This window comes from Streptomyces huiliensis (assembly GCF_020037025.1).
Lineage (GTDB): Bacteria > Actinomycetota > Actinomycetes > Streptomycetales > Streptomycetaceae > Streptomyces > Streptomyces huiliensis.
Genome location: NZ_JAIQLH010000087.1, coordinates 18,711 through 34,788, shown reverse-complemented (window position 1 = coordinate 34,788; position 16,078 = coordinate 18,711). Strand labels below are relative to the sequence as shown.

General features: G+C 71.6%; 13 protein-coding genes. 5 read left to right on the top strand and 8 right to left on the bottom strand.

All coding sequences use genetic code 11. From position 1 onward, the window contains the following. Window positions 1–208 precede the first annotated feature (208 nt). The 3 genes from JNW98_RS17485 to JNW98_RS36895 all read left to right on the top strand — a co-directional run bounded on the left by JNW98_RS17485 (window position 209) and on the right by JNW98_RS36895 (window position 1,983). Window positions 209–802, top strand: a complete 594-nt coding sequence (locus JNW98_RS17485) for an MPN domain-containing protein (protein WP_223769174.1) — start codon at window positions 209–211, stop codon at window positions 800–802. A 119-nt stretch (window positions 803–921) separates the two neighbouring features. Beyond that, window positions 922–1,659 (top strand): AzlC family ABC transporter permease, encoded by a 738-nt coding sequence (locus JNW98_RS17480; RefSeq protein ID WP_223769173.1) that lies wholly within the window; start codon window positions 922–924, stop codon window positions 1,657–1,659. Between the two features lie 6 nt (window positions 1,660–1,665). Continuing rightward, window positions 1,666–1,983: an AzlD domain-containing protein gene (locus JNW98_RS36895; protein ID WP_223769172.1), complete on the top strand. Its 318-nt coding sequence runs from the start codon at window positions 1,666–1,668 to the stop codon at window positions 1,981–1,983. A gap of 178 nt (window positions 1,984–2,161) precedes the next feature. On the opposite strand, the gene JNW98_RS37025 is transcribed toward JNW98_RS36895, so the two are convergent. Continuing rightward, window positions 2,162–2,494, bottom strand: a complete 333-nt coding sequence (locus tag JNW98_RS37025; protein ID WP_443732499.1) for a DUF7848 domain-containing protein — start codon at window positions 2,492–2,494, stop codon at window positions 2,162–2,164. After that, window positions 2,395–2,613 carry a hypothetical protein gene (locus JNW98_RS17470; protein WP_223769171.1) on the bottom strand — a complete coding sequence of 73 codons (219 nt, stop codon included), beginning with the start codon at window positions 2,611–2,613 and terminating at the stop codon, window positions 2,395–2,397. The genes JNW98_RS37025 and JNW98_RS17470 overlap by 100 nt, the downstream gene beginning before the upstream one ends. Window positions 2,614–3,139: 526 nt before the next feature. Here JNW98_RS17470 and JNW98_RS17465 point away from each other — a divergent pair. Together JNW98_RS17465 and JNW98_RS17460 are read left to right on the top strand one after the other, a co-directional pair. Further along, complete coding sequence (locus JNW98_RS17465) at window positions 3,140–4,000, top strand: helix-turn-helix domain-containing protein (protein ID WP_223769170.1); 861 nt, start codon at window positions 3,140–3,142, stop codon at window positions 3,998–4,000. Window positions 4,001–4,016: 16 nt separating this feature from the next. Further along, on the top strand, window positions 4,017–4,217 hold the full coding sequence (locus JNW98_RS17460; RefSeq protein ID WP_308015620.1) for a DUF397 domain-containing protein: 201 nt from the start codon (window positions 4,017–4,019) through the stop codon (window positions 4,215–4,217). A 2,499-nt stretch (window positions 4,218–6,716) separates the two neighbouring features. Here the strand turns inward: JNW98_RS17460 and JNW98_RS17455 are convergent. The 6 genes from JNW98_RS17455 to JNW98_RS17430 form a co-directional block, all read right to left on the bottom strand. Next, window positions 6,717–7,130 carry a transposase gene (locus JNW98_RS17455; RefSeq protein ID WP_223769169.1) on the bottom strand — a complete coding sequence of 138 codons (414 nt, stop codon included), beginning with the start codon at window positions 7,128–7,130 and terminating at the stop codon, window positions 6,717–6,719. Between the two features lie 141 nt (window positions 7,131–7,271). Next, the gene (locus JNW98_RS17450; protein ID WP_223769168.1) at window positions 7,272–10,313 is read right to left on the bottom strand and encodes an alpha-mannosidase; all 3,042 of its coding nucleotides are present in this window, start codon (window positions 10,311–10,313) and stop codon (window positions 7,272–7,274) included. Window positions 10,314–10,361: 48 nt separating this feature from the next. Beyond that, a complete protein-coding gene (locus tag JNW98_RS17445) occupies window positions 10,362–12,848 on the bottom strand; it encodes an endo-beta-N-acetylglucosaminidase (RefSeq protein WP_223769167.1) in 2,487 nt (828 codons plus the stop codon). Between the two features lie 143 nt (window positions 12,849–12,991). Continuing rightward, window positions 12,992–14,239 carry a glycoside hydrolase 5 family protein gene (locus tag JNW98_RS17440; protein ID WP_223769166.1) on the bottom strand — a complete coding sequence of 416 codons (1,248 nt, stop codon included), beginning with the start codon at window positions 14,237–14,239 and terminating at the stop codon, window positions 12,992–12,994. 51 nt (window positions 14,240–14,290) lie between these two features. Further along, complete coding sequence (locus JNW98_RS17435) at window positions 14,291–15,121, bottom strand: carbohydrate ABC transporter permease (protein ID WP_223769165.1); 831 nt, start codon at window positions 15,119–15,121, stop codon at window positions 14,291–14,293. Next, window positions 15,118–16,071, bottom strand: a complete 954-nt coding sequence (locus tag JNW98_RS17430) for a carbohydrate ABC transporter permease (RefSeq protein ID WP_372459266.1) — start codon at window positions 16,069–16,071, stop codon at window positions 15,118–15,120. Before JNW98_RS17430 ends, JNW98_RS17435 begins: the two co-directional genes overlap by 4 nt. Window positions 16,072–16,078 lie beyond the last annotated feature (7 nt).

Genomic DNA, 16,078 nt, shown 5'->3' with positions numbered 1-16,078 from the left:
GCACCACTCCAGGGGTCTCTGCGCTGATCCCCGGGCTCTCTACCCGGTCTACCCGGGTAGACCACCCGGAACGCGGGGATCCGTCCCGGGTTCCGTGACGTTGGCGTGAATGCGCGGGGCGGCGGCCACTGCCCACTTCCCGGGCGGGCCCCACCGGCCTACCCTCTTGGCGACACGACTGTGCGAGCCCCCGTCAGGCGGACGCCTCATGACCGTCACCCCGCACGGCAGCAGCCCTTCCCCGTGGTCCCCCTGGGACGTCGCCGCGGCGCGGACCATCGTCCTGCCGCCCGGACCGCGCGACCGGCTGGTGGAACACGCCCGGCGGAAGGTGACCGGACGCCATCTCCCCGGCGAGCCCCCGCAGCTCAGGGCGTTCGGCCTGCTCGCCGGCGACTGGCCGGAACCCGGTGTCCTCGCCGTGTCCGCCGTCTACCCGCTGACCCACAGCGCCCGGACCGACCCCGCCTACGCCGACACCGTCGACGAGATCTACCGCGAGCACGCCCGCCCCACCGCGACGCCCCAGGAACAGCGCGGCTGGGTGGCCCGCCCCGGCGACGTCCTGCGGGCCGAGGAGGACGCCGACGCGCACGGGTGGATCCTCTTCGGCAACTACCACACCCACCGGATCGCCTGGCCCGAGGACCCCGTACGCGACTCCTGCACCGCCTTCGACACGGCCCTGGCGCGCGGCAGCGGCATGTGGGTCCTCATCGTCTCCATGGTGGACCCGGACGTGCCCCGGATCCGCGCGTTCTACGAGGGGGACCCGGTGCGGGAAGCCGTCCTCACGGGGTGATCCACGGCGCTCCGCCGGGCGTTGGGCCGAACGGGCGGTGTGCGGCGCAAGGCCGTCCGGCGCGTCGTGCGGCCTGCCTAGGGTGGGAGACGGCCGTCCCCTCCCCGCCTGGAGGCCCAGTGCCCGTCGAGCGGACCATCCCCCTGCGCCCGGCCCGCGGCACGCGGGTGTCCGGCGGCGGACCGTTTCTCCAGGGCGCGGCGCACGCGCTCGGTGCCGCCGTCGGCTACCTGCCCGTCGCCGCCGCCTTCGGCGCCATCGCCACCCGCGCGGGCCTGCCGCTCTGGCTGTCGGTCCTGATGTCCGGGTGGGTCTACGCGGGCGCGGCGCAGATGGCCGGGCTGCAGGCGCTCGCGTTCGGGCAGCATCCGCTGCTCGTGGCGGCGGGCATGCTCGTCGTCAACCTGCGGCACATCCCGATGAGTCTGGCGGCCGGGCCGCTGCTGCGCCGGGCGCGGCCGGTGGGCCGGCTGGCGCTGGCGCACACCCTCACCGACGAGTCGTTCGCGCTGGACCTGGGCCGGCCGGACCGGCCCACCGGCTTCCGCTACGGCGTACACGCCGCTTGCTGGACGGCGTGGGTCGGCGGGACGGCGGTCGGGGCGGCGCTGGGCCCGGTCGTGCCCCAGGACGCCACCGCCTTCGCGCTGCCCGCGCTGTTCGTCGCCCTGGCGGTGGACGCGCTGCGCGGGGTGGACGGGTGGGGGCGGGTGTGGGTGCCGGTCGCGGGGGTCGCGGTGGTGCTCGGCTGCCGTCCGGCGGGGAGCTTCGCCGAGCTGGCGGCGATGGTCGTCATGACGGTGCTCTTAGCGGTGGCGGACCGGCTCCGGGTGTCCGTACGAACCGGGGGGCGGTGAGGTGGTGTGAGTTCCGCCGCCGCCGCTCTGCTGGCCTCCGCCGTCGCCGGTGGCGGGACGCTTCTCATGCGGCTCGCGGGTGCGACGCACTTCGGCCGGCGTTTCGCGGACACCGCGTGGATGCGGCAGGTTCCTTTGGCTGTGCTGTTGGTGCTGGCGGTGTCCGCTGTGGCGGGGGGTGAGGTAGCGGTGCCATCGCCTGCTGTCGTCGCGGGTACGGCTGGGGTGGTGGGTGCGGCGGCTTGGCGGGCGCCGTTGTTGGTGAGTGTGGTGGTGGGGTGTGGGGTGTATGCGGGGGTGGGGGCGTGGTGGGCGGGGTGGTGAGGCGGGGTGGATCGCGGGGCTTCGCCCCGCGTGGGCTTCACCCCAGCCCCTTCCCCGGAGGGGGCACCCCCGCGTGCGAAAAGACCCCCGCCTGAGCCTGGCGGGGGCCGGGTGCCTGCCTCGGCTGCGGACCGTCCTCACGCGGATGCGGTCGAGGCCGGGGCTTGCGGGGGTTTGCTCACCTCACGAGGGTTGCCCTCCAAGAGCGGTGGATGATCTCTCGGTAGCCGGTGTGGGAGGGGTTGCGTCCGGCGTGCCGAAAGGCCCAGTCTCGTGTCTTTTCGAAGTCCTCGTTGGTCCCGGAGAGGTCTCCACAGGTGGTGCATGCCATTTCGTGGAGGAGGGGCGGAGCCTCTGCCGTTGTGTCCGGGGTGATGGCCCAGTCGGCGCACCGGATCACGGTGTGTGCGCTCACTGGCCCCACCTCGGTCGGTTGTTCGCGGCTTTCACCTTGGCGCTCAGGACTTCTTCGAGGGTTGCCGGGCGCACGGTGTTCGGTTTGGCGTCCCATTCCAATCCGCCGTCGACCGGCCGGAGTTGGATGAGGTCTTGGTCGCCGGCCATGACTTGGCCGATCTTGTTTCGTTCGATGTCGGCGACGTACGAGCCGATCGCGGGGGGTTCGGTCATCGGTTCGTTTCCCCGGCCTGAGGCTGGCGGATGATGTTGATTCCGTGGACGGAAGGTACGAGGACGTAGCCGTCACCGGTCGGTGTGGGGACGAGTTGCCCGCAGCCGCAACGGAGCTTGGGGGTGCGCACGGGGGGCTTTTGGACGGTGGGCGGGGGCGGGGTGGTGGTCCGCCGGCTGGGGGTGTTGAGGGGCTGGACGTCGAGGAGGATGGCGTCCCTCAGTCGCCGGAGTCCTCGGCGGATAGAGTTGAGCATGTCGGCGCTCCTTGTCAGCGTTGGCCGTGCCCCGGGACCGGTAGGACGGTCGCCGGGGCTTGCTTTTGAGCATGACGAGATGACTCAAGATCACCTGACTGTGATGACGCAGTGACAGTCCGGCAACCGAGTGCCCAGGATGCACCTGCCAGGCCGTCACATGCAAGGCGTGAGAATGCATAGAGTGCATGTGCGAACTGAGCTTGCGGCGTGGGCTGTTGCCAGACAGAATCGCCGCTGGCTCATGTGCAAATGAAAGGTTGGTGGGTATGCCTCCGAAGCGGCAGTTGCCGACGGTCCGCCTGCGGCGGTTGGCTGCCGAGCTGCGCCGGCTGCGTAAGAGCGCTGGCCTGACCAGGGAGGAAGTCACCGGGCAGACAGGGATCAACACCGCGACGCTCTACAGGATCGAGACCGCCCGGGTTCGCCCGCAGCAGCGGACCTTGACGGCACTCCTCGATCTGTACGGCGTGACCGCCAAACAGCGTGGCGAAATCGTGGCGCTCTCCCAAGGCGCCAGTTCACAGGGCTGGCTACGCCCGTACCACAGCGAGCTTCCCGAGGAATACACTGCCTACATCAGCTTTGAGGCTGAGGCACGCGCAGTACGCAACTACGAATCCCTGTTCATCCCAGGTCTGTTGCAGACCGAGGAATACGCACGCGCTGTCATCAAGGGCGTTTTGCCGATGGCAAGTACCAGAGAGATTGAGCAGCGAGTACAGGCCCGAGTGGAGCGTCAGGCCGTGCTTACCAAAGCCGATCCCCTCACCCTCTGGGCAATCATGGATGAAGCCGCTCTGCGACGCCTGGTGGGCGGCCCAGCCGTGATGCACGAACAGTTGAAGCGCCTCGCGGCGGTGGCTCAAGAGCCACAAGTGACGCTGCAGGTGATCCCGTTCAGCGCTGGAGCGCACGCGGGAATGCCGGGCTCGTTTGTGCTTATGTCTTTTCCGGAAGTTGAGGATCCGGAAATTATCTACATCGACAGCATGGCTGGTGATCTCTTTCTCGAAGCAGAAGCCGACGTTCGCCGGTATGGCGGGCTCTTCGACAACCTACGTGCCGTAGCTCTCAGCCCTGACGACACGTTGAACCTGATTGCCGAGTTGGCCCAAGAGATGCAGTGAGAGAAGAGGTGCCAGGGTGAATAGGACGGATCACCACGAGACCATATGGCGCAAGAGTTCTTACAGTAGTGGGAACGGTCAATGTGTTGAGGTGAACGCAGACGCACGGGAAATCGTTGTCGTCCGCGACAGCAAAGAGCCGCTCGGTCTCCGTTTGTGCATTCAGGCAGGAGCATGGGATGAGTTCATATCGGGGGTAAAAACGGCCTCCTTGTGAGGGTTGTTAGAAGCGGATTTCGGCGCCCCGTGATGGACGTGGTACCACGTCTGGAGGATGTGAGCGGGGCCCGGTGCCCGCTAGTTCATGCCCTTTGAGGTCCGTCGTCGCGTACTGGGTGCAAGCCTGGATGATGGACCTCATTTTGTTGGGCTTGGGCTTTCCACGACAGCCGAGCAGCAGATCGCCGCCAGCACCCAGCCCGCCGTCCACGACGATGCGGCCTGACGATGCCCTGGGGTCCGGGCTGTTCCCGCCGTCCGCGGTGAACCCGTCCGGGCCCCTTCCGGCCGAGTACCCGCCCGAGCAGCTCGCCTTGATCGGAGAGCCCTCGCCGGTGCGTATCCCGGCGGCGGAGTGGGCGGCCTGGCTGAACGACGAGTCGGTCAGGACCCGATACTGGGCCAAGGTCCACCGGACTTCGACGGGGCTGCTGGTTCTTCTTCGAACCATCTCGGACACCGGGCACGCGAGCTTTCGCGCGGCCTCCCTCCCGGGCCGGACGCGGCGGGGAACCGTGCCGGGACACCTGGACGGCTACCAGCTTGCCCCGGGGTGATCCCTCGCCTGGGCTGGGGAAACGACAACCCGACCGTCTGCCACACGTGCGACAACCACTCGTGTCAGCAGCCGGCACACCTACGGCTGGGCACGCCGGCGGAGAATCGGGCCGAGTGGCTCGCCCGGCGCCGCCACCCGGGTAACCCCCTGGCTGATCTCCGTGGGCCGACGGGCAGGTCCCGGGCCATCGGATCCGCGATCCGGGCCGGTCGGGCGAAAGTCGAGTCGGAAGCCGAGATCGAGCGGCGTATCCGGGCGGCCGCCGAGGCTGGACGACCCCTGAGCCTCTGGTGAGCGGCCGGCTGTCTCCCACCACCTTCGGCAGTTGGCCGCCGGATACGGCTCCGCCTGCCTGACGTGGTGTTCGAGGACGCCGCATGTGTCGCCAGAGGCCCCATCAGGGTTGTGGCCTGCGCACCGCTTCACCTAACTCGTACGAGGGTCTTGCGAAATCCCCTCAACTTGTTGGGCGTGGTGTGTCCGGCGGGACAGTCCCAAGCGGCGTTCGCCCCCTGAAGTCCGTCGGTCCCCGGGAGCCAATAGGAGACGGTTCCGACCCTGCCACCACCAGTCCGCCTGACTGTGAATTCCCGCGTCTTCGTTTCGACTCGGCCGTCACGGTAGGTGTGGGTCACCGTCGCCTTGGGGTAGCGAGAATCACCGCCCTCAAGGTAGAACTTGACGTGCCTCGTGTAAAGCCCAGGCCAGGTTCCTTCATATTCATGGCCGTCGTAGTCCGAGTAGTTCGTACCGCACGGCAAAGCCGCGTGCTGCGCTCCAGGCGCTGAGTCGGCAGAAGCCGTCGCCGTGGCGGGCATCAACAGGGCCAGGACAGGCAGTAGCACACGCAGTGCGCGCATGAATACACCTCCAGGTAGGGGTCCTTCACCGCTCGGCTACGCAGGATGCGGCTCACGTTTGCGCTGCAGCACGCGGCTCAAAGCGCGTGGTAAGCGGCCTTCACGCACCCACTGACACGGTGACGTTGCGTCCTTGCTGCAAGCGACTTACCCGCGCCCCGCCTCAACAACGCAGTTCTGGGCCACCCGCCGCGCTGTCCTGTCCGTGCCGCCGAGCTCTTCCTGGCCTTCGCCAGTATCAAGAGGGGTGGCGCCAAGCTGAACTTAGCTGACCCGAGTGAGGGTCCAGCGAGGCCGCACGCCCTCCAACTTCGAGGGTGTGCTGGCTCCGACGGGACACCCTCGAGCCGCCGCCGTCGATTGGCCGCCGCCGGGGTACCAGTACCTGACGCCCCCCCTCGTGTCGGTACCTAGGGCGGTGAATTCGCGTGTCACCGTTTCGGATCGTCCGTTCTTGGGGGTATCGGTCACTGTCGCCATGGGGTAACGATCGTCGCCACGCTCGAAGTAGAACCTGATGTGCCTCGTGTTGCCGCCAGGAGCTGGCCCTCGATATTCATGGCCGACGTAGTCTGCGGTCTTCGTTCCGCACGTCTGTGGGGCGCGCTGCGGGTCGGACAGCGAGTCGGCCGAAGCCACCGCCGTCATGGGCGTCAGGGAAAGGACCAGGGCTACGGCCGGCAGCAGTACGCGGAGAGGACTCACGAGTACACCTCCATGAACGTCGTTGTCGTCACCTGGTGAGACGGGATCGGTTTCCTGTTGCGCTTCAGCGCAGACGTGGGCTACAGCACCCGGCAGGCGGACAGGCCGTCCCCTCGCGGCCCTGATGCGGTGACGCGGTATTGGTCATCAACTCGATACCCCTGCCCTCTCCTTGGCATCCGCGCATTCACTTGAATGGGGCAGCGGGCAAACAGGTGCCCAGTGGGCCGAGTGCAGGGGACGCAGCACTTCACGGTCGGGGCAACTCCTCCTCAACCAACAGGACGTACCTCCGGCTCACACCACCCCGACCACCCCACCGGGTCGCCGACGCCGTGGCCGAGCGCGCGGGCAAGGACCGTGACAGCTTCTGTCACCAGACCCGGGTGCGGCAACGCGACGAGCAGAAGACCATCGACCGGCGATGCGCCACTCCAACCGCCCACTTTGCGTACGGTGGCGGCTCTTCCTGCTCTTCACGGATGTGGGAGCCGTCCACGCACGCGTGGGACCAGTCGAGTTCGCCGGCCGCGTTGAGTTCGGCGAGCAGGATGCGGTGCGGCTGCTCGAAGACCCCGGTCTGCTGCCACCGCTCCAGGCGCCGCCGGCAGGTCTGCCCGGAGCCGAACCTCAGTGCCGGAGGCAGGAGTTGCCCGGCTATGTCGTTGTGAAGGACATACAGGATGCCCTGCAGACACAGCCGGTCCGCTACCGGCTGCGGCCTTGGCGCCTTCTCCGGCCAGGGCGGCAGCGGCGGCTCGATCAGCGCCCACAAATCGTCGTGCACGTTACACGGCCGAGTGGTCACACATCGCGAACGGTCAAACCATCACACCAGTCACGAGCCCGCAGAGGAGGAGCGTTTATTCCCCCGTTTCTTGCCGAGGCTGCGCCCCCGCACCCCCCGAAGCGGCTTCGCCGCTTGTCCTCAAGCGGCGGACGGGCTGTTGCGGCGTGCCCGTAGTGTCACGATCTCGAACGGGCGTAGCGTCAGTTCCACCTTCCCGTCCGTCGACTCGACCTCCTCCAACGGGCGTTCCAGCAGGTCGCAGCGGTGCACGGTCGTCGTCGGGAAGTCGAACGCGACAGCCGTCCGGGCCCGGCCGCCCAGGGACTCGTACAGGCGGACCACGACGTCGCCGCTCGCGTCGTCCGCGAGCTTCACCGCCGACACCACCACCGCCTCGTCGTCCACGCGCACCAGGGGCGGCGTCCCCCGGTCGCCCGGGATCCGGCGTTCCGGGATGCCGACGCGGTGGCCTTCGCACACGGCGTCGGCGATCCCGGCGCCCGGCACCAGGGCGTAGCCGAAGCGGTGCGTGCCCTGGTCGGTGCGGGGGTCGGGGAAGCGCGGGGCGCGCAGGAGGGAGAGGCGGAGCGTGGTGGTGGTTCCGGGGTTCTCCGGGCCGCGGGCCGTGCGCGTCACGTCGTAGCCGTACGTCGAGTCGTTGACCAGCGCCACGCCCCAGCCGTGCTCCTCCACGTGGACGAAGCGGTGGGCGCACGCCTCGAACTTGGCCGCGTCCCAGCTGGTGTTGGTGTGCGCGGGCCGGTACAGGTGGCCGAACTGGGTCTCGGCGGCGACCCGGTCCGCGTGCACGTCCAGCGGGAAGGCGGCCTTGAGGAACTTCTCCGTCTCGTGCCAGTCGACCTCCGTCGTGAAGTCGACCCGCCGCACCCCGTCCGGCAGGGCGATCCGCTGCTCCACCCGGGACGTGCCGAACGCGCGGACCACCCGGACCGCGCCCTCGTCCGTGAGCTCCATCGACTCCACGTCGGTGAGGTCGGTGACGGTGTTCCGGTAGAACCGGTCGACGTCCCAGGCGTCCCACATGTTCGGGAAGTCCTGGTGCAGTTGGAGGAGATTGGCCGTCGTGTCCGGGGGGATCGTCTCGCGGCGCGTCTCCTTGTCGACGACGGAGACGACCAGGCCGCGGGCGTCCACCTCCACCCTCAGCAGGCCGTTCTCCAGGACGTAGCCGCCGGCCTCGCGGGCCATGGCCGTCGCCGGGACCGGGCGCGGCAGCTCGTCCGCCGGGCGGGCGGAGCGGGCCTGGACGCAGGCGCGGCCGTGCGGCGCGGCGTTGAAGACGACCGTGCCGCCGGCCGCGGCGTCCCCGGCGAGCGCCGCCAGCGCGTCCGCGATCAGCGACTCCAGTTCCGCGGCCACCTCCGCGTAGGTGGCCGCGGCCTCCCGGTGCACCCAGGCGATCGACGTGCCCGGCAGGATGTCGTGGAACTGGTGCAGCAGCACCGTCTTCCAGAGGCGGTCCAGCCGCTCGTAGGGGTACGGGAAGCCGGCGCGTACCGCCGCCGTCGCCGACCACAGCTCCGCCTCGTACAGCAGCCGCTCGGCCCGGCGGTTGCCCTGCTTGGTGCGGGCCTGGCTGGTGAGCGTGGCCCGGTGCAGCTCCAGATAGAGCTCACCGGCCCACACCGGCGCGTCCGCCGCGTACTCGGCGTGCGCCTTCTCGAAGAACGCCGAGGGCCGTTCGAACACCACCCGTGCCGAGCCCTCCAGGTCCGCGAGCCGCCGGGCCCGCGCCAGCATCTCGCGCGTCGTACCGCCGCCTCCGTCGCCCCAGCCGGTGGGGGCGAGGGAGCGGGTGGCGCCGCCCTTCTCCCGGAAGTTGCGGACGGCGTGGGCGAGTTCCTCGCCGGAGAGCTGCGCGTTGTACGTGTCGATGGGCGGGAAGTGGGTGAAGACGCGGGTGCCGTCCAGGCCCTCCCACCAGAACGTGTGGTGGGGGAACTTGTTCGTCGCGCTCCAGGAGATCTTCTGGGTCAGGAACCACTTCGAACCCGACAGCCGCACGAGTTGCGGGAGCGCGGCCGAGTAGCCGAACGAGTCCGGCAGCCACACCTCCTCCGTCTCGATCCCGAACTCCTCCAGGAAGAACCGCTTCCCGTGGACGAACTGCCGGGCCAGCGCCTCCGACCCCGGCATGTTGGTGTCCGACTCCACCCACATCCCGCCGACCGGCACGAACCGGCCGTCCGCCACCGCCTTCTTCACCCGCGCCCAGACCTCCGGCCGGTGCTCCTTCACCCACGCGAACTGCTGCGCCTGCGACATCGCGTAGACGAAGTCCGGCTCCTCCTCCAGCAGCGCCGTCATGTTGGACGTCGTCCGGGCCACCTTGCGGACCGTCTCGCGCAGCGGCCACAGCCACGCCGAGTCGATGTGGGCGTGCCCGACGGCGCTGATCCGGTGCGCCGACGCCTGGGCGGGGGCGGAGAGGACGCCGGCCAGCAGGTCGCGGGCGCGGGCGGCCGTCGCGCCGACGTCCTGGAGGTCGACGGCGTCCAGGGCCCGTTCCACCGCCCGCAGCACCTCCCAGCGGCGCGGCGCGTCCTCGGGCAGGCCGGTCATCAGCCCGTCCAGCACCTCCAGGTCGTGCACCAGCTCCCACACGGCGGCGTCGAACACGGCGAGGTCCATGCGGCCCAGCCGGTAGCGCGGGCGGCGGTCGGCCGTCGCGAGATCGCCGAGCCCGGTCGGGCGGAACGGCTCGTAGTCGAGGATGACCGGGTTGGCGGCGGCCTCGACATGCAGCCGCACCTCCTCGCCCCCGGTCGCGGGGGCGCCGATCCGCACCCACTGGTTGCGCGGGTTGAGGCCCTTCACCGGCGAGCCGTCCGCCCGGTAGACGAGGCCCTCGCACTGGAACCCGGTGAGGTTCGGGTCGAAGCCGAGGTCGAGCAGGGCCTCGACGGTCCGCCCGGCCCAGGCGGCCGGCACCGTGCCCGTCACGGTGAACCAGCTCGTCCCCCAGGCCGGGCCCCAGGCGTCCCCCGGTCCGATCGGCTCGCGCGGTGCCGCCAGGCCCTCCGCGACGGGCACGGGCTCGCCGGGGGCGTGCCACACGCCGACGCCCAGCGGCACCGACTCGGGGTACACGGCCGGGCGGATGCGCTCCTCCAGCACCCGTCGCAGGCGGGCTTCGGTGGTCGTGCGGTCGTTGTGCATCGCGTGTCCTTACCGATCGGGGTACCGGGAGGTCGTTACGGGGTCTTGTTACGGCAGCTCGTTACGGGAGTTCGGGTGCGGCCAGCGGAACCGGACGACGGCGGGGGCCGAGGAGGCGTACAGCTCGTCCACCGCGCGCACCTCGACGCGCGTGACCGCCTCGCCGGCCGTACGGCGCAGCTCCGGAACGTAGAAGGCATGCCCACAGGTGCCGCCAAGGAAGCGGACGTTGCCGCCCGGCAGGCACTGGTGCAGCGCGTAGTGGCGGACGGGGGCGGGGGACGGGCGCCAGGCCAGGCGGAGGGCGGCGGTGCCGTCGGGGCGGACCGCCGACGCGGTGACCCTCGGCCGGACCGGGCGGCCGGGCGGCAACCGGAGGCCGTCCCGCACGGCCAGCCGGCCCAGCCGCCAGCGCACCGGCCCGTCGCCCGTCGCGGTGAGGCGCACGCCCAGGGTGCGGAGCGTGCCCCGGGCGCGGCCCCGCAGCAGCGCGCCCGCCCGGACGGTCACCGTGGTCCACGCCGGTCCCGCCCGCCCGGCGGCCAGGAGGCCGGTGCGCCCGTCCACCTCGGCGGCGAACTCCACCCGCACGGGGGCGCTTCCGGCGTCCGTACGGTACGTCAGTTCGACCACCGTGGACGGCGACAGCGGCAGCCGGGCCGCGTACAGCTCCACCGTCGCGGGCTCCGGGAGCGGGCCGGCGACCAGCAGGCTGCCGCCGCCGTGCCACGCGTCGTCGAAGTCGTAGCCGACGGAGGGGGCGGGGTGCGGGCCCCCGGCCGTGCGGCGGCGGCCGGGCAGCCGGTCCTGGAGGCCCAGGTGGTGCCAGGGGCCGGACGGGACGGGCCGCCCGCGCTCGTACCAGCGGAGGCCGTGGCCGGTGTTGAACACGGTCGCGAAGGGGAGGGCGGTGAGCGTGGACCGGTCGGCGACGGACGCGGCGGGGGCGCGCCAGGTGCCGCCGGTGCCTCCCGTGCCTCCTGTGCCTCCCATGCCTCCTGTGCCGGTCCAGAAGCGGTCGTCGCGGGCGTGGAAGGCGGCGGGGGAGCGGTTGGCGGCCTGCTTCCAGGTCCACTCGGGGCGGTACAGGCCGAGGGACGTGACGTGCGGGCGGTCGGGCGGGAGGAGGGCGTCCCAGTCGACGGGCGTGGCCCAGCCGCGTGCCTCGACGTCGACGCCGGCCCACAGCTCGTAGCGGTCCCGGCCCATGGCCTCGGCCCGTTCCGAGGATGAGCGCAGGCCCTGGCGCGTCCAGTTGAAATTGAGGAACATCGTGTCGGCGGCGCGGAAGAAGGCGTCGTTGCGGTCGTTGAGCTCGTTCTGCCAGGCGACGTCCCCGGAGATCGCCAGCGCGTCGTACCAGGTCACGCGGAGGCCGCGCCCCCTGCGGCGGAGGTGGGCCACGAAGTCGCGCATGTCCGCGGCGAGGCGGGCGTCGCCGCCCCCGGTCTCGGCGTTGAGGAACCAGCCGTCGAAGCCGTACGCGCGGGCCACGGCCAGCAGCTTGTCCGCGAGCGGGAAGCCGCCGTCGGGAGCCCGGCGGAGCAGGTCCCGCGTCCACTCCAGCCGTCCGCCGTAGGCCGCGGGGGGCAGGAACACCGTGCCCAGGACGGGCACGCCGTGGCGGTGGGCGGCGTCCACGACGGGCGCGGTGGGCGCCAGGACCAGGCCCTCGCCGGACGAACCGCCCCAGAACACCAGCTCGTCGAGGTACGCCCAGTGGGTGAACGCGTAGTGGTCGGCGGTCGGCCCGCCCTGGGAGGGGTGCCCGGAGGTCGGGGCGAAGGAGACCAGGGCGCTGATCCGCGCCTGCTCGGCGCGGGCCCCGTCGCGCGGTGGGGGAGTGAAGCGGGGGGCGAGGGGGACGGACGCGCGGTTGAAGGGAAGGTCGGGGTCGTCCTCGGGTCTCCACCGGGCGAGGCCGCGCCACACGGCCCCGGGCGGGGGCGTTCCCGGGGGCGGGGAGTCGGGGAACCAGTAGGCGGCGTACGGCTGGAGGTCCGGGGGACCGGCCGGGGAGCCGTCCGGGGCGGGTGGTGCGTGCGGGGGCGGTGTGCCGGACGGGACCGCGGCGGCCGGCGTGGCGGAAGACAGCGCGGGCGGCACGGCGAGGGCGGCCACGAGACCGGCGGCGAGGACAGTCCGGCGGGTGGGGGAGGCGGGGGCAGCCGGGCCGGCGGATCCGGCGAGGGAGGTGTGGGAGGTGTGGGAGGCGGGGCTGGTGGCGGCGGTTCCGTCGGTGGGTCCGGCGACGGCGGTCCGGTCGTCGGGGGCGGTGGGGACGGTCGAGCCGGTGGGGGCGGTGGGGCCGGTGGGGCTGGTGGGTACGGTCGGTCCGGCGGCGCCGGTCGATCCGGTGCCCTCCGTCGGCGTAGGGCGGTCGGTGATCTCGGCGACGGCGGTCGGGCCGGTGGGTCCCGTGGCGACGGCGGTCGGGTCGCTGGGTTTGGTGGCGGAGGTCGGGCCGGCGGGTCCGTTGGCGGCCGTCCCGCTGGTGGGGGCGGCCGTGGGGGATCGGTGGGTCGGTTCGTGCATGACGCTCCTCCGAGGGGATATGCGGAGGGACAGCCCCGGCCCCGGGGATCGCGCCCTCCTCGTCCGGCCCCGGGGTCCGCGGGCGGACCGGGCCGGCGGCGGTGGCCGTTCGGCCGGTCGGATCGCCGGCGGCCGGACGGTGGTCAGGGAAGCCGGTCGGGAGCGACCGTCTCCTTGATGCCCCGGCCCGCCAAGTGACCGGGTTCGCCGATCCGCTGGGCGAGGACCACGGCCGGGCGGACGCCCTCCGCGGCGAGCCGCATCCACGCCTCGAAGTAGGTGCCGCCCGGCGCGCACAGTGGCCGCAGCGGCGCGCTCTCCACGTCCCCCGCGTCCACGATCAGCGCCGTGTGCCGGGGCGCGGGCTCACCGTACGCGCCCTGCCCGTACTCCCGTACGACCCGGGCCAGCGCCTCGCCCGCCGGTTTGAGCCGGCGGTCGTTGGTGAACAGCCCCAGGCCGTACTCCAGCTCCGGGAAGTCGCCCAGCGCCCGGTCCACGTCGTGCGAGCACCACCAGGTGACGCCCCACAGCCCGGGGCAGTCCAGCGCGTTGCGGAGCGTCGCGCGGGTGAACTCCGCCGCCCGCGCGGCCGGTACGTGCGGCGCGGGCGCCCCGACCTCCTGGAGCCAGACCGGGCGCGCCGGATCGGCGGCCCACGCCTTGGACAGCTCGATCAGGTACGCGGCGTGCAGCCCGGTCGCGGCGCCGTCCGGGCCGTGCCGCTGGGCGGTGCCGTTGAAGACCCAGGAGTGCACGGCGGTCATGGCACCGATCCGGGCCGCGTGCGCGGGCGTGAAGGGGTGCGTGCCGTCGTACCAGGCGGCGTCGTACGCGGCGTGCAGGTGCGCACGGCCGGGCGCGGCCCGTTCGCACGCCTCGGTCATCCGGCGCAGCCAGCGGCCCGCCTCGGCGGTGGTGACCCGGTGCGGATCGGGGTGCGGGTCGCCCGCGAACTGGTTGGTCTCGTTGCCGACCGTCATCCCGAGGAAGTTGGGCCGCCCGGCGAGCGCCCCCGCCAGTTCCGCCAGGTAGCGGGCCTGCGCGTCGACGACGTCCGGGTCGGTGAACAGGTTGCGGCGGTGCCAGGTGGTCACCCACGAGGGCAGGAAGTCAAAGCTCGACAGGTGCCCCTGGAGCCCGTCCACGGCGACGTCCAGGCCGCGCTCCCCGGCCGCGTCCACCAGCCGGACCAGCTGCTCGACGGCGCGCGGCCGGATCAGCGTCCGGTTGGGCTGGAACAGCGGCCAGAGCGGGAAGACCCGGACGTGGTCCAGGCCCAGGGACGCGACGCAGTCCAGGTCGGCGCGGACGTCGTCGAGGTCGAAGTCGAGCCAGTGGTGGAACCAGCCCCGACTGGGGGTGTAGTTGACGCCGAAGCGCACGTTCATGGAGCTCCTTTCATGACGGTTCATGACGGTCCATGACGGTCCAGAACGGCTTCAGCCCTTGACGGCGCCCTCGCCCGCCCCGCGGAAGAAGTACCGCTGGAGGCAGGCGAACAGCACCACGAGCGGAGCCACCGCGATGACGGTCCCGGCGGCGACGAGCCGCGGGTTCTGCTGGAACGTGCCGTGCAGGAAGTTCAGGCCGACGGTCAGCGTGTAGCGCTCGGAGTCCGACAGCACGATCAGCGGCCAGAGGAAGTCGTCCCAGGCGCCCATGAACGCGAAGATCGCGACGACGGCGAGGGTGCCGCGCACCGACGGCAGCGCGATCCGGGTGAACCGCTGCCAGGTGTTCGCGCCGTCGACGACCGCCGCCTCCTCGATCTCGCGCGGCACGTTCGCGAACGCGTTCCGCATCAGCAGCACGTTCAGCGCCCCGACCGCGCCGGGGAGGACGACGGCGGTGAGCGTGTTGTTCAGGTGGAGGTCGCGCATCATCGTGAACTGCGCGATGACCAGGGACTCCGCCGGGACCAGCAGCGCCGCCACGAAGGCGAGCCCGGCGGCCCCGCGGCCCCGGAAGCGCAGCCGGGCCAGCGCGTAGCCCGCCGTCGACGCCCCGATCAGGTTGGTGAGTACACTGGCCACCGCCACCGTCAGCGAGTTGAGGGCGTAGTCCCAGACCGGGACGATGTCGGCAACCTCGGCGTAGTTGTGCGCGGTCGGGTGCTCGGGCAGGAAGCGCGGCGGCGAGGTGTAGACGTCCTCCGTCGTGCTCTTGAACGAGGTGGACAGCTGCCAGAGGAACGGGCCGACGGTCAGCGCCAGGACCGCGAGCAGCAGCACGTAGCGGAACGCCTTCTCCGCCCACGACGTCCTGGTCACCGGCGCTCCTCCCGCCGCTCCGCCGCGTCCCCGCCCCGGCCGGCGCGCAGTACCAGCAGCATCAGCAGCAGCGCGATCACGAAGATCACCAGGGAGAGGGCGGAGGCGTAGCCGACGCGCCCGTCGAGCCCGGTGCCCGTCCGCTGCACCAGCATGACGAGCGTGGTGTCCTCCCCGGCCGGCCCGCCGGTGGGTCCTGCCAGCAGGAACACCTCGGAGAAGACCTTGAACGCGGAGACCGACGACAGGGCGCCGACCAGCACCATCGTGGAGCGGACGGCCGGCACGGTGACGCTGGCGAAGCGGCGCAGCGGGCCGGCGCCGTCGACCGCCGCGGCCTCGTGCAGCTCGCGCGGGACGTTGGCCAGCGCGGCCAGGTAGATGACCATGTAGTAGCCGAGGCCCTTCCACACCGTCAGCGCCATCGCGCTGATCAGCAGCAGCCAGGAGTCGCCGAGGAACGACACCGGCCCGGCGCCCAGCGCCTTGAGGATGCCGTTGACCAGCCCCCGGTCGTCCAGCATCCAGGACCAGATCAGCGCCACCGCCACCACCGAGGCCACCACCGGGGTGTAGAACGCGGAGCGGAAGAAGCCCATCCCCGGCAGCCGCTTGTGCACCAGCAGCGCCAGCAGCAACGGCAGCAGCACGGTGAACGGGACGACGAGGACGACGTACAGCGCGCTGTTGCGCAGGGCCACCCAGAACTGCTCGTCGTGCAGCATGTCCCGGAAGTTCCGCAGCCCGACCCACTGCCCGGGGACGAGCGTCCGGGCGTCGGTGAACGCGTCGTGGACGGTCGTCAGGAAGGGGAAGAGGCTGAACGCGGCGAGCACGCCGAGCCCGGGGAGCAGGAGCAGCCAGGGGGTCGCGGGGTGGTGGAGGCGGACGCCTCTGCGGGCCGTGTCTCTGCGGGCCGTGTCATTACGGGCCATGTCTCCGCGAGCCATGGCGGGA

Coding starts and splice junctions, on each gene's coding strand:
- JNW98_RS17485 (WP_223769174.1), top strand. CDS start 209: ATGACCGTCACCCCGCACGGCAGCAGCCCTTCCCCGTGGTCCCCCTGG.
- JNW98_RS37025 (WP_443732499.1), bottom strand. CDS start 2,494: ATGGGACGCCAAACCGAACACCGTGCGCCCGGCAACCCTCGAAGAAGT.
- JNW98_RS17470 (WP_223769171.1), bottom strand. CDS start 2,613: ATGACCGAACCCCCCGCGATCGGCTCGTACGTCGCCGACATCGAACGA.
- JNW98_RS17465 (WP_223769170.1), top strand. CDS start 3,140: ATGCCTCCGAAGCGGCAGTTGCCGACGGTCCGCCTGCGGCGGTTGGCT.
- JNW98_RS17450 (WP_223769168.1), bottom strand. CDS start 10,313: ATGCACAACGACCGCACGACCACCGAAGCCCGCCTGCGACGGGTGCTG.
- JNW98_RS17445 (WP_223769167.1), bottom strand. CDS start 12,848: ATGCACGAACCGACCCACCGATCCCCCACGGCCGCCCCCACCAGCGGG.
- JNW98_RS17440 (WP_223769166.1), bottom strand. CDS start 14,239: ATGAACGTGCGCTTCGGCGTCAACTACACCCCCAGTCGGGGCTGGTTC.
- JNW98_RS17430 (WP_372459266.1), bottom strand. CDS start 16,071: ATGGCTCGCGGAGACATGGCCCGTAATGACACGGCCCGCAGAGACACG.